11 protein-coding genes and 2 pseudogenes are annotated in these 13,033 nt (G+C 64.5%); 4 read left to right on the top strand and 9 right to left on the bottom strand.

Translation table 11 applies throughout. The features are described 5' to 3' along the window. Nucleotides 1-89: 89 nt before the first annotated feature. The 4 genes and pseudogenes from ACVJ19_RS15495 to ACVJ19_RS15480 all read right to left on the bottom strand — a co-directional run. Nucleotides 90-1,382: an ATP-binding protein gene (locus tag ACVJ19_RS15495; RefSeq protein ID WP_453948324.1), complete on the bottom strand. Its 1,293-nt coding sequence runs from the start codon at nucleotides 1,380-1,382 to the stop codon at nucleotides 90-92. Between the two features lie 59 nt (nucleotides 1,383-1,441). After that, on the bottom strand, nucleotides 1,442-2,494 hold the full coding sequence (locus ACVJ19_RS15490) for a lysylphosphatidylglycerol synthase domain-containing protein (RefSeq protein ID WP_453948325.1): 1,053 nt from the start codon (nucleotides 2,492-2,494) through the stop codon (nucleotides 1,442-1,444). A 435-nt stretch (nucleotides 2,495-2,929) separates the two neighbouring features. Then, on the bottom strand, nucleotides 2,930-3,157 hold the full coding sequence (locus ACVJ19_RS15485; protein WP_453948327.1) for a SelT/SelW/SelH family protein: 228 nt from the start codon (nucleotides 3,155-3,157) through the stop codon (nucleotides 2,930-2,932). An 11-nt stretch (nucleotides 3,158-3,168) separates the two neighbouring features. Then, nucleotides 3,169-3,330: pseudogene (locus ACVJ19_RS15480) on the bottom strand (haloalkane dehalogenase); the annotation flags it as partial. Nucleotides 3,331-3,374: 44 nt separating this feature from the next. Here ACVJ19_RS15480 and ACVJ19_RS15475 point away from each other — a divergent pair. Next, nucleotides 3,375-4,484 (top strand): IS630 family transposase, encoded by a 1,110-nt coding sequence (locus ACVJ19_RS15475; protein ID WP_453947831.1) that lies wholly within the window; start codon nucleotides 3,375-3,377, stop codon nucleotides 4,482-4,484. 9 nt (nucleotides 4,485-4,493) lie between these two features. Here the strand turns inward: ACVJ19_RS15475 and ACVJ19_RS15470 are convergent. From ACVJ19_RS15470 to ACVJ19_RS15455, 4 genes and pseudogenes are all read right to left on the bottom strand, one after another. Beyond that, a pseudogene (locus ACVJ19_RS15470) lies at nucleotides 4,494-5,288 on the bottom strand (haloalkane dehalogenase); the annotation flags it as partial. Further along, the gene (locus ACVJ19_RS15465; RefSeq protein ID WP_453955082.1) at nucleotides 5,285-5,875 is read right to left on the bottom strand and encodes a TetR family transcriptional regulator C-terminal domain-containing protein; all 591 of its coding nucleotides are present in this window, start codon (nucleotides 5,873-5,875) and stop codon (nucleotides 5,285-5,287) included. The gene ACVJ19_RS15465 and the pseudogene ACVJ19_RS15470, both read right to left, overlap by 4 nt. Nucleotides 5,876-5,995: 120 nt before the next feature. Then, complete coding sequence (locus tag ACVJ19_RS15460; RefSeq protein WP_453948329.1) at nucleotides 5,996-6,292, bottom strand: hypothetical protein; 297 nt, start codon at nucleotides 6,290-6,292, stop codon at nucleotides 5,996-5,998. Between the two features lie 2 nt (nucleotides 6,293-6,294). Further along, nucleotides 6,295-7,689, bottom strand: a complete 1,395-nt coding sequence (locus tag ACVJ19_RS15455) for an OmpA family protein (RefSeq protein ID WP_453948331.1) — start codon at nucleotides 7,687-7,689, stop codon at nucleotides 6,295-6,297. A gap of 167 nt (nucleotides 7,690-7,856) precedes the next feature. Here ACVJ19_RS15455 and ACVJ19_RS15450 point away from each other — a divergent pair, with 167 nt between their 5' ends. The 3 genes from ACVJ19_RS15450 to ACVJ19_RS15440 all read left to right on the top strand — a co-directional run bounded on the left by ACVJ19_RS15450 (nucleotide 7,857) and on the right by ACVJ19_RS15440 (nucleotide 11,277). After that, on the top strand, nucleotides 7,857-8,915 hold the full coding sequence (locus ACVJ19_RS15450; protein WP_453948333.1) for a polysaccharide deacetylase family protein: 1,059 nt from the start codon (nucleotides 7,857-7,859) through the stop codon (nucleotides 8,913-8,915). Between the two features lie 194 nt (nucleotides 8,916-9,109). Next, nucleotides 9,110-10,213, top strand: a complete 1,104-nt coding sequence (locus ACVJ19_RS15445; protein ID WP_453947895.1) for an IS4 family transposase — start codon at nucleotides 9,110-9,112, stop codon at nucleotides 10,211-10,213. Between the two features lie 263 nt (nucleotides 10,214-10,476). Further along, complete coding sequence (locus ACVJ19_RS15440; protein WP_453948334.1) at nucleotides 10,477-11,277, top strand: SDR family NAD(P)-dependent oxidoreductase; 801 nt, start codon at nucleotides 10,477-10,479, stop codon at nucleotides 11,275-11,277. 237 nt (nucleotides 11,278-11,514) lie between these two features. Here the strand turns inward: ACVJ19_RS15440 and boxB are convergent, their stop codons facing one another. Beyond that, on the bottom strand, nucleotides 11,515-12,966 hold the full coding sequence (gene boxB / locus ACVJ19_RS15435) for a benzoyl-CoA 2,3-epoxidase subunit BoxB (RefSeq protein WP_453948336.1): 1,452 nt from the start codon (nucleotides 12,964-12,966) through the stop codon (nucleotides 11,515-11,517). Between the last annotated feature and the right edge of the window lie 67 nt (nucleotides 12,967-13,033).

The following is a 13,033-nucleotide window of genomic DNA, read 5'->3' as shown; positions in this document are numbered from 1 at the left end:
CCTTTAGGAGCGGTCGGCTGTGCTTTTACGAAGGTTTCGTGACAGTCGGATGACACCATCAAGCGATTGAAATCGCTTGATTTTCAGGCTTACACCGGGGCCTTCGCCTGGGGAAAACAGGCGGTGAAGGTAGCCCCCTGCCGGGGCACGCTTTCGATCAAAAGCCGGCCGCGATGACGGTTAAGAATATGTTTCACCAGCGATAATCCGAGTCCGGTGCCGCCCTGCGAGCGGCTGTCGCCGACGTCGACCCGGTAGAACCGCTCGGTCAGCCGCGGCAGGTGCTCGGGCGCGATGCCGGGGCCGAAATCCCGGACCATGACCCGGATTTCCTGAGTTCCGTCAGCGGCGGCGCTCGAGGTCAGCGACACGATGACGCGTCCGCCCGAGGCGCCGTATTTGAGCGCATTTTCGATCAGGTTCTCGAACAGGCGGAGCAGCTCCTCGCGGTCGCCCGCGATCATCACCGGCGGGTCCGGCAGATGGATCTCGACCTCGACCTGGCGCTCGCGGGCCAGCGGCTCCAGCCCGTCAGCGACCTGGCGGATGATCGGCAGCAGGTCGACCAGGGTATCGGGCCGGACATGGGCCGACAGCTCGACCCGCGACAGCGACAGCAGATCGTCGATCAGGCGCGCCATGCGGGTGGCCTGGTTGTGCATGATGCCGAGGAAGCGTTCCCGCGCCTTGGGGTCGTCCTTGGCTTGGCCCTGCAGCGTATCGATGAAGCCCGACAGCGCGGCGAGCGGGGTACGCAGCTCGTGGCTGGCGTTGGCGACGAAGTCGGCGCGCATCTCCTCGACCCGGCGCAGCGGCGTCTGGTCGTGGAACGTCATCAGCATGCACTTGTCGGCGCCGCCGAACGAAGTCGGCACCGGCACCGGCGTGATGATCAGCTCCATCCAGCGATCGACCGGGACGTGGTCGAGATAGGTCGCCCGCCGCGGCTCCGTGGTCGCGATCGACTCGCGCAGCGCCGTGATGATCTCCGGCGAGCGCAGCGCGAACTGGGCAAGCTCGTTCCGCCGCAGCGCCGGCGCGAGCTGGGCGGCAGCGGCATTGAGGTGGATGACGCGGCCGGCGCGGTCGAGCAGCACGGCCGGATCCGGCATGCCGGCGACGACCGCGGCCACCGCGGCGCTCTCGACCGGGTTGATGCGTCTGACATCGTCGCGCGAGGCGGCGGGATCGTGCAGCCGCCAGGGGATCAGCGCCGCGGCGGCGATGCAGAGGAACACGGCAATGGCATGCAGCGCCGACAGTTCCCCGAGCGAGACCACCACCGACAGCGCCAGCGCCGCGGCGATCAGGATGATGGTCGAGTGCCGCAGCCGGTCAGACCAGGGCTGGGCAGCGGGAGAAGAAGGGGCGTCAATCGCCATCGGGCGGGCTTCTCCTGGAGGACGTGTCCTAACGGCCTGTCTTAAGGGCTTGGCGCCGGTCAGACGCCGTCGCGGCGCTCTCTCACATAGGCGGCTTCAGGCGCCGGGCCGGGGTCGAGCTTGAGCGCCGCCTGCTGCAAGCGCTTCGATCGGGCACCGATTATAACTTCGCGAAACGTCAGCAAGATTACAGATATGACGAAGGGGGACAGATAATAGAGCACGCGGAACAGGAGCATGCCGCCGAGAAGTTCCTCGCGGTCCATCTGCCAGAGGCCGACCAGCATGGCGGCGTCGAACACGCCGAGCCCCCCGGGCGAGTGGCTGGCAAAGCCGAGCAGGGTGGCCGAGACGAAGATCACCGCGACCACGACGAAGCCGAGATTGGGCTCGTCCGGCACCAGCACGTACATCGCCAGCGCGCAGAAGCCGAGGTCGATGATGCCGATCGCGATCTGGAGCAGCGTCAGCGGTCCGCCCGGCAGCACCACGGTCCAGGGCCCGCGGCCGACCACGCGCGGCTGGGTCCAGACCCAGACCACATAGGCGACCAGCGCCATGATGATCATCAGCGCCAGCGTCCGGTTCAGCCAGGCCGGAAGCTGGTCGATCGAGGCCGCCGCCTCCGGATGGTAGGAGATGCCGAGGCCGAGCACGGCGGCATTGCCGAGCCAGAAGGTCAGGCCGGCGAGGAAGCAGATTTTTGCGACGTCGATCGCATTCAGGCCGTAGGCCGAATAGATGCGATACCGCACCGCACCGCCGGTGAAGACGCTGGCGCCGACATTGTGGCCGATCGAATAGCTGGTGAAGGCGGCGAGCGCGTTGATGCGATAGGGCACGTGGGCGTGGCCGATCGCGCGCGTGGCAAACAGGTCGTAGAAGGTCAGGGTGAAATAGCCGGCGGCCACGAACAGCGCGGCCATCGCAATCTGGCTCGGCTCGGTGCTCTTGATCGCTTCGAGGACCTCGTTGAAATCGATACCGCGCAGCATGTGGTAGAGCACATAGCAAGCGATGCCGATGACCGCGACGCTGATCACAACTCCAAGCTTATGCAGGATTTGCTTCTGGCGCAGAAACGTCATCGCCCTGCGTATGGCTTCCAGCATCTAGACCTCGAACAACGCTTCAGCGGCCAGGACGGCCGGCGAACAGGCGAACGACGCACAGGCACTCGACGACCCCTCGCCGCCGGCTCCGGCATCGCGCACGCCCCCCGCCTCTCCACTAGCGCGTTTTGATGCGGAGTGGAATTCGGCAATTCGAACAAAAACACGTGCATTCAATGTTTTAGGCAGGTTGCGAGCTCCGGATGCACGGTTTGGCGCTTTCGGCGGCAAGGCTTGACGCGAATCTCCGTGGCAATCCTGCGCAGTCGCCATGAAGTTTTGATGATTTCGGCCGCACAATGTTCCTTCACGCCTTAAGCCGAAATCAATCTATGGGCCGCGCCGGCCCGTTGAAAGAGGGGACAGGACCGCCGGCGCGCCGAAAGGCCGCGGCGCGGGCAGCGGCCTTTCGGGGCGGTCAGATTGCGTCCCGGATCAGTGCCGCGCTGCGGTAACGGCGGCTACGATTTCATCGGTACCGGGGAAGTGGCCCTTGCGACGGGCGGCAACAATGCTGTCGCCGACCGTGACCTGGAATATCCCACCTTTGCCGGGCACGAGGACCGGCTCGAGCGCCAGCTGCCGGCGGAGCGCCTCAGCAGCATCCCTTGCGCGCTTCTCGTAGCCGCAGGGCCGGCAATAGATGATAGTCACTTCAGGCATTGCGCCCTCCGTCAGGCCGCAAGCTGCGAACGCGCCGCCTCGATGCCGGCGATCCAGCCAGCGACAGAGCGGCCGATCGCCTCGGGGTGATCCTCCTGGAGAAAGTGCAGCCCGGGTCCGAGATGAACATGCGCGCAACGCATCAGCGAGCTAGTCATCCGGAACGCAAGTTCGTCACATTAGTTGATAGCTCGAATCTCGAGAGAGGAGAGCGCTTGTGGCGAATGCAGGTGGGAAAGGCCGGCCGATCGCGCCGTTGGTGCTGAGTCCGCAGGAGCGGGCGTACTTGGAGAGGCAGGTTCGTCGTCATCGTGTGGCCCGGTCGCTATCTGAGCGGTGCCGCGCGATCCTGCGGTGTGCAGATGGCTTGCCAAGCAAGTCTGTGGCTGCCGAACTTGGCCTCCATGAACACACCGTTGGCAAGTGGCGCCGCCGATTTTTGAAGGATCGCTGTGATGGCCTGCTTGACGAAGCCCGCCCTGGCCGCCCTCGCACCATCAACGACGATCAGGTTGCTGAGGTAATCGAGCGGACGTTGCGTACAACGCCGCCCGACGCGACGCACTGGTCGATCCGCTCGATGGCTGCGGAAACTGGCTTTTCTCACACCACGATCCGCCGAATGTGGACGGCGTTCGGCTTGCAGCCGCACCGCAGCCAGACATTCAAGCTGTCGAGCGATCCGCTGTTCGTCGACAAAGTGCGCGATATTGTCGGGCTTTACCTGTCCCCACCGAACCGAGCCGTTGTCCTCAGCATCGATGAGAAGAGCCAGATTCAGGCACTCGATCGCGAGCAACCGGTCTTGCCGATGATGCCTGGCGTGCCGGAACGTCGCACGCACAGCTACGTGCGGCATGGTACGACCACACTTTTTGCCGCGCTCGATATCGCTTCCGGGTTTGTCATTGGCAAATGCTACAAGCGCCATCGGGCGGTCGAGTTCTTGAAGTTCCTCAAAGAGATCGACGCTCAAATCCCTGAGGGGCTCGATGTCCATATCGTCATGGACAACTACGCCACCCACAAGACCCCCCAGATCAAAGCGTGGCTCGCCCGACGGCCGCACTATCATGTCCACTTCACGCCGACTTCCGCCTCATGGATCAATCAGGTCGAGCGCTGGTTCGCTGAACTCACCAGAAAGCAGATCCAGCGAGGTGTTCACACCTCCGTCAGGCAGCTCGAGGCCGACATCCGCACCTTCATCGACCTGCACAACCAAAACCCGAAGCCCTTCAAATGGACCAAGTCCGCAGACCAGATTTTGGCTTCCGTCAAACGCTTCTGCCACAAAGCCCAGCAGACTTTATGTGGCGAACTTTAGATTCACGTGACTAGCGAACCGCTCTGCAAATTCCGGCGCGACGAGTGCACCGGGCGTGCCCGAGAACAGCAGTTTCGGATAGGACGATGCAGCGAGCGCCGCATGCGCGGATTGCAGCGTCTTGTAGACGTCGGCAGGCTCGCCCGCGATCGGCAGCTCGTGGGGAAAGGCGAGAACGGGACGGCGGCTCTCCGGCGTCGGGAACGGCGCGCGATAAGGCGCCATCTCGTCGTCGCTGAGCTTGCGCACGATGCCGCCGGGCAGCACGCGTTCGACGAACGCATTCGCTTCGAGGATCATGGCCTCGCCCTCGCCCGGCGTCCTGAATTTGCGGAACACGGCCCTCGCCGCCTCGGCGTGGTCCTGCTCCTCCGCGACCTCGGTGTGGTGAAAGTCCTGCCAGGTCGGCATCGGCCGGATGAACTCCATGAAAGCAAGACCGCGCACGAAGTCCGGCCGGCGCGCGGCGAGATGAAATGCGAGCGCGGTGCCCCAGTCCTGCGCGACCAGGTAAGCAGAAGTGATGCCGCGCTCCTCGATGAACGCGTCGAGATAGCGGACGTGATCGGCAAAACGATAGGCAATGCCAGGCTTGTCCGATTGGCCGAAGCCAATGAGATCCGGCGCGATACAATGCGCGAGTGGCGACACCAGCGGCAGGATGTTGCGCCAGATATGCGACGAGGTCGGATTGCCGTGCAGGAACAGCGCGACCGGCGCATTTTGCGCGCCCGTCTCGCGATAGGCCATGTTGCTTCCCAGGACTGATGCGTTTCGGATTGCGATCTCGGCCGGCTTGCTCATGTCATCTCCTTGAACACGGTTTTGAAGGCGATGGTCTTGAAGCGTTCGAGCGCGTTGGGATTGCGATCGACTTTCATGCGCAGGATCGCGCCCTGCCAGGACGCGAGCAGGAAGTCGGCAAGCTCCTCGGGCGCGAAATCGGATGCGATCTCGCCGCGCGTCTGTGCTTCGGCGATGCAGGCGGCGAAGGGCACGCGCCACTCCGCAAAGATTTCTGTGAGACGCGCACGCAGCAGTTCGCTGCTGCCTGATGCCTCCAGGCTGAGGTCCCCGATCAAGCAGCCGCGGCCATAGCCGTCGGCTTCCAGACGGCCGGTGATGATGTCGAGGTAGCGCCGCAGCCGCGCCCGCGGCGTCAGCGAGGTGTCATCGAGCGCCTCGGCGACCAGCCCCCGTGTGACGTCGAAATAGCGGTCGAGCACCTCCGAGGCGAACGCCTCCTTGGAGCGGAAATGGTTGGTGAAGGACCCCTGCGGCGCGCCCGCAGCAGCGGTGACGTCGCGCACGCTGGTGCCGTGATAGCCGGTCCGGAACATGACCTTCAGGCCGGCATCGAGGATGGCGTCTTTGAGGGAGGGCTTCGGCATAGCATATATAATACGTACGTACGTATTATTGTCAAGCACTATGTCGCGCCTCGGCAATTGGCTTGCCAATCAGGCTGTCACGCGATGACGATGAGGTCCGCCCCCGGCGCTGCTGGCGCCTCAGGCGGGCGGCGCGGTGCGCGCGACCACCCGGTTGCGCAGCCAGGCACCGATGGTGCAGCCGACCAGGTAGCAGGCGAACATGATCAGGCCGAGGTCGAGCCAGTAGCCGAAGCGGCCGGGGACCACATGCGCGAACGAGGCCGCGACCAGGCCCGCGGCGAGCAAAGCGAGCCAGCGCGCGGTGACCTTCGAGGTGCCGTTGCCGCGCTGGACCACCGAAATCCAGCCCATGCAGAAGCCCAGCAGCACCGAACCGATCAGCCAGCCCATATGGAACGAGACGAGATAGGGCATCGTCACCTCACCAGAAATTCGATGCGGCGGTTCTGGGCCTTGCCGTCGTCGGTGTCGTTGCCGGCGACAGGCTGCGTTGCACCATAGCCGACCGCGCTGAAGCGGCTGGCGGGCAGGCCGGCCTTGACCAGATAGTCGATCACCGCCTGCGCCCGCTTCTCGGAGAGCGCCTGGTTGAAAGAGTCCTCGCCGTCGGCATCAGTGTGGCCCGCGACCTCGATATTGGCGTTAGGGCAGCGCAGCGCCGTCTCGATGAGATGATCGAGGATGCCGGCGGAGTCCGGATCGATGTCGGCGCGCTTGGCCGCGAAGCGGATCTTGCCCTTGCCCAGGAGCTCGGAGAACAATTGCTGGCAGACCGTGCCGTCGACCGGGCCCGCCGCCGGCTTCACCGTGATCTCCGGCTTGTACTGCCAGGCCTTTGGAAAATCCTTGCCGAGGCCTGCGCGAATGTCGTTGGCGGCGCCTTCATAGAGCGCATCGCCCGACAGCTTCACCTCGCGGTCGGACACGACCAGCGTGCCGGTCGACAGCCGCGACAGCGCCCCGAGCGCTGCGACGACGGCGGGGTTGAAGGAGGCAGGCGCGCCGATGCTGGCCTTGAGATTGTCGACGACCTTTTCGCCAAAGAACTTTCGCGACGCGCTGGTGGCGATCGCCGCGTGGACATTGTTGTCGGGGACGTAGCCGGTCAGCGTCACGGTCGCGGCGACCGGATCCTTGTAGGCCTGGAAGATGTAGGGCGGCGCCTTGATCTCGTTGGCGGCGATCGCGAACCCCTCGGGCAGATTCTTCAGCGCGGCCGCGATCGCCTCGCGACCGCCGAGCTCGCGCGCCATGCCCGACAGATTGACCTTGGTATCCGTTATCGTGATCTTGCCGTCCTTGAGCTTGCCGATCTGGTCGAGCAGCAGCATCGCGGCCGCCTCGAAGCGCGGCGGCGCGCCGCGCGCAAGACCCATCTGATCGGCCACCTCGACGCCGCCGACCTCCTTGCGCGCCGCCTCGGTCAGGCGGGCCTTGATCGACGGCAGGGGGGCGGAACCCGACAGCGTCACCCGCACCACGTCGCGCTCGGCATTCCAGACAAAGGGCGTTGCCTCGGGAACGAGGCGGGTCCGGTCGTCGACCAGGCGCACCCCCGGGACGAACTCGACCGCCATCACCGCGTCGCGACGCCCCTCCTCGGAAAACGCGTCCGCGGCCAGGCTGACGTCGCGGCCGTCCACCGCGATCCGGGTCTTGTCCAGAACGGTATCCTTCAGCGCCGCCGAGCTGCGGGCGGACAAATCCGCCTCAACCGGCACGGTATTATTCCAGGCCGCAAATCCCCACATGACGGCCAGGGGGATGAGCCCCGGCCACCATTTGCTGGCCCACCTGAAAAGCTTCTGCATTCGACGACCCGAACTCTGGAACCGGAGACAAAACAAACCCTTGGCGGGCTGTCAAACCGGAAATCGCGCCCTCCCAGGCGACCTGCGTGGACAATTGGAATAACTTTTTCTTCAAGGGTCCTTCCTTAGAGTTGAGGGCGGAATGCCCGGGGGTCCGCCAGCCTGAAATGAAACAACTCCGCAACAACGTCATCCGCGCCGGGCTGGGGGCGCTGTACTTCAGTGGCGCGCATCATCTGCTGCGTCCGCTGCTCTCGGGCGTCGGCGCCATTTTCATGCTGCATCACGTGCGGCCGGCCCGCGAGGATGCGTTCCAGCCGAACCGGCATCTCGAAGTCACCCCCGAGTTCCTGCGCGCGACGCTGAGCCATCTGCGCACGCGCGACATCGACATCGTCAGCATGGACGAGCTGCATGAGCGGCTGGCGCAGGGCCGGTTCGACCGCCGCTTCGCCGCCTTCACGCTCGACGACGGTTATCGCGACAATCTGGACTATGCGCTGCCGGTGCTGCGCGAATTTGACGCGCCTTTGGCGGTCTATGTCGCCAGCGATTTTGCGGAAGGCACCGGGCGGCTGTGGTGGACGGCGCTCGAGGCCGTGATCGCCAGGGCCGAGCAGATCGAGGTGCAAATCGGCAATTCCGCGCTGCGGCTCGACGCGACGACGCCGGCCGCAAAGCAGGCGACGTTCGACCGCCTGCACGACTGGCTGCGCGCGCTGCCCGGCGAGCATGATCTGGCGCGCGAGATCGCAGCGCTCTGCACCCGACATGGCGTCGACATGGAAGCACTGTGCCGCGGCCTCTGCCTGTCCTGGAACGAGATGAAGAGGTTTGCCGCCGATCCGCTGGTCACGATCGGTGCTCATACCGTCAGCCATTGCAATCTCGCCAAGCAGGCGGAACAGGTCGCCGCGCAGGAGATGGCGATGAGCCGCACGCGCATCGAGCAGGCGCTGGAGCGTCCCGTGCTGCACTTCGCCTACCCCTATGGCGATCGCGATGCCGCCGGCGAGCGTGAATTCACCCTGGCCGCCTCGGCCGGATTCAAGACCGCAGTGACGACGCGGCCCGGCATGCTGTTCGCCGAGAACGCCGGCCACATGACCGCGCTGCCGCGCGTCTCGCTCAACGGCAACTACCAGGACACGCGGATTTTGCCGGTGCTGACCTCGGGCGCGGCGACGGCGATGTGGAACGGCTTTCGCCGGATCGCGGCGGCGTAGTCTCTGCTGTCGCTACAAACTGAGGTGTCGTCCTGGCCAAAGCCAGGACCCATTACCACCGCAGTTGGTTATGCGGCACGCTGGAGCCACAGCTCATTCCAACGACTTCTTCCTGGGGTAATGGGTCCTGGCTTTCGCCCATGGGCGCTAAAATAGGATTTGCGCATTGGATTGGCTTGTGATTCCAAATTGGGATGGCACACGAATCGCTTGTGAACGAGGACTGGGCGCGTGTTGTCGCCCGGCTTGGCGGCGCCGAAGCGCTCAACGTTAGCGCGCGCGAGACGAAGGCGTTTGTCCGCCCGCGGGAAATCAGCAATGCGGTGGATTTGCTGCGCTTGATCCTGGCGTATTGCCTTGGCGAGCGAGGTCTGCGGTTGACGGCGGCATGGGCCACGTCGGTGGGCCTTGTCGATATCTCCAACGTGGCTCTGTTGTATCGGTTGCGTCAGTGCGGAGATTGGCTGGCGAAGTTGATAGGCCAAGCACTGGCGAGCGGTGCGCCGAAGGCGAGCCACGGCCGCCTGATCCGCATTGTTGACGCCACGACGGTCCCGAAGGCTGGGACGAGCGGCAGGAACAAGAACGCGGTGTGGCGCATACACAGCGCGTTCGATCTTCCGCAGGAGCGCTTTGGTCACTTCGAGCTGACCGATCAGCGAGCGGGCGAGACGCTGGACCGGATACCGGTGATTGCCGGCGAAATCCGTCTTGGCGACCGCGCTTATCTGCAACCGGAGCGCATGGCACGTCTCGTCGATGCCGGCGCGGACTTCGTGATCCGGTCCGGCTGGAAGAGCGCGCGTTGGGTTGATGCCAAAGGTGGTCTGGTCGATCTGACGGCCGAACTGCGCAAGGCTTCGGCATGTGGCCTGATCGATCGACCGATCTGGATAAAACGCAAGTCTGGCGCACCGCTGCTCGCTCTGCGTCTGGTTGCCGTCAAGAAGCCGGCGCAAGCGGCCGCGGTCGCACGACGCAAGGCGCGCCGAACGGCCCAAAAGGGAGGCCACCAGCTCTCCAGGCAAACACTTGACGCTGCAGATTGGGTGATCCTGGTGACCTCGCTCGCACCGGAGGACTTCTCAACGAGCGATGTCCTTGCCCTCTATCGGCTGCGATGGCGCATTGAACTCGGCTTCAAGCGGCTCAAGAGTTTGATTGGCCTGAAGGGCCCTCCCGGAACTGACGAGCGGTCCGCCAGGCCCCACATCCTCGCTCATCTGCTGATCATTCTCCTGCTCGAGCCACTCGTCGACGAACTCGAGGACTCTCCCCGCTTGGCCGAGGCCGCCTGACCCGTCCAGGGACCTGGCGTCTGCTCCGCCAACTCGTCGCCTCCCTCCGACAAGCAATCATGCCCCAACCCGCGATTGCTTGCCTGCGCAGACTTCGCTCCACGCTCGGACGGCATCTACACGAACCACCAAGACGAAAACGTCGCTATCAAGCAATGCAACTATTTTAGCGCCCATGGGCTTTCGCCAGGACGACGATGGAGGGCCTTCCTTGACTCCCCTCCCCGCCCCGCCCACAACGGGCGCCAACCAAGGGAGGCACCATGTTCAACGATCTTTTCTCGCTCAAAGGCCGCATCGCGCTCGTGACCGGCGGCTCGCGCGGCATCGGCAAGATGATCGCGGCGGGATACCTCAGCGCCGGAGCTACGAAGGTCTACATCACCGCGCGCAAGGCCGGCCCATGCGAGGCGACCGCGCAGGAGCTCAGCGCGCAATATGATGGCGAATGCATCGCGCTGCCGATCGACATCTCCACCGTCGAAGGCTGCAACAAGTTGGCCTCCGAAATCATCAAGCTGGAGCCGAAGCTCGACATCCTCGTCAACAATGCGGGCGCGGCCTGGGGCGCGGAGTTCGACGAATTCCCCGAAAGCGGCTGGGACAAGGTGATGGACCTCAACGTCAAGTCGCTGTTCTTCCTGACCAAGGCGCTGGCAAAGCCGTTGCGTGCCGCAGCCAGCGCGGAACGGCCGGCGAAGGTGATCAACATCGCCTCGGTCGACGGCATCTTCGTCAATCCGAGCGAGACCTATTCCTACGCCGCCAGCAAGGCCGCCGTGATCCATCTGACGCGGCGCATGGCGACGAAGCTGGTCAAGGACAACATCAACGTCACTGCGATCGCGCCGGGCGCGTTCAAGTCCGACATGAACCGTGCCGCGCGCGACCACGCGGACGAGGTCGCAAAGCGCATTCCGGCGCGGCGGATCGGAAGCGACGAGGATATGGCGGGCGTGGCGATCTATCTCGCCTCGCGCGCGGGCGATTACGTGGTCGGCAACACCATCGCCGTCGATGGCGGGGTGGTGTATGCGAATGCCGGGCTGGAGATTGCGGGGTAGGTGGCGGGCAACAGGGCGGCGCTGTCCGCGACACGGGCGGTGCGCTCCCTCGCCCCGCTCTTGCGGGGTCGCGACGAGCTTCGCTCGCGCTGAGAGGGTTGGGGTGAGGGGCCTCTCTCCACACGGGAGATTGCCGCCGCACCTGTACCCCCTCACCCGGATCGCGCCGGACGATGCTTCGCATCGCCGGGGGCGATCCGACCTCTCCCCGCAAGCGGGGAGAGGTGAAGAAGACGCCTACGACTCGATCTTCACATACTCGAAATCGCCGGGCTTGTTGTCGATGCCGACTTTCGGCGGCGAGATCCAGGAGGCGAACTTGCCGGTTTCGGTGACGGGCTGCATCAGGGATGTGATGAAGTCGCCGTCGGCCGTCGAGGGCAGCCAATCGTCCTTGCGCCTGGCCCAGGTGGCATCGTCGATCAGGATCCCGTCGGGCGTGGCGTGCACGTCCTTGAACTCGCCGATATGGCGGTGGAAGGCGACGTTGGGCAGCGTCAGCTTGAAGTCGTAGCCGGAGGTCGAGATCACCTTGTTCCAGCGCAGCATGCCCTTGACGCAATCCTGGCTGTAATCGTCGCGCAGGCGCATGTTGAGCGCGGTCAGTGCCGGCTCGTCGACCAGCTTGACCTCGCCGTTGATCAGCTTGAGCACCGGATAGGTGGAGTTCTTGAGCTGGTGATCGTCCTCGATCTGGGTCTCGTGATAGCGGCCCTTGATGCCGGCGTTGAAGGCGTTGGCCGCGTTGGTCGAGACCTCCGAGCCGAACAGGTCGAGCGACAGCGTATAGTGCAGGTTCAGCTTCTTCTGGATGGTCGGAAGATCGATCACGCCGAGCGCGCGGACTTTCGCGATGTCGGTGGGGTCGGTGATGCCGGCCGCCTTCATCGCATCGCAGGTGCGCTGCACGACGCGGGTGATGCCGGTCTCGCCGACGAACATGTGGTGCGCTTCTTCGGTCAGCATGAAGCGGCAGGTGCGCGAGAGCGGATCGAAGCCCGACTGCGCCAGCGAGTGCAGCTGCATCTTGCCGTCGCGGTCGGTGAAATAGGTGAACATGAAGAAGGACAGCCAGTCCGGCGTCGCCTCGTTGAAGGCGCCCAGCATGCGCGGTGCGTCGGCATCGCCGGAGCGGCGGCGCAGCAAATCATCCGCCTCTTCACGTCCGTCGCGGCCAAAGTATTTTTGCAGCAAATAGACCATCGCCCAGAGATGGCGACCTTCCTCGACATTGACCTGGAACAGATTGCGCATGTCGTAGAGCGAGGGCGCGGTCTTGCCGAGATGGCGCTGCTGCTCGACCGAGGCGGGCTCGGTGTCGCCCTGGATCACGATCAGGCGGCGCAGCATGGCGCGATGCTCGCCCGGGACTTCCTGCCAGGCGGGCTCGCCATAGTGCTTGCCGAACGGCACGACGCGATTTTCTTCCTGGGGAGCAAGGAGAATGCCCCAGCGATATTCGGGCATGCGGACATAGTCGAACTTGGCCCAGCCGCGCGGATCGACGGAGTAGGCGGTGCGCAGGTAAACCAGCGATTCCTGGAATCCTTCCGGCCCCATGTCGCTCCACCAGTCCATATAGCCGGGGTGCCAGCCTTCCAGCGCCTTCAGCACCTGGCGGTCTTCGGCGAGATTCACGTTGTTGGGAATCTTGGTCGAGTAGTCGACGTTCATGATGTTCATGTTCATGGCCGTGCTCCTTGATCGGTCTCGTGTCCCGGACGCAGTGCGGCGCGAAGTGCTGCACTGCTGAGCC

This window comes from Bradyrhizobium sp. USDA 376 (assembly GCF_054063675.1).
This window is presented reverse-complemented; position numbering and strand designations above follow the sequence as displayed.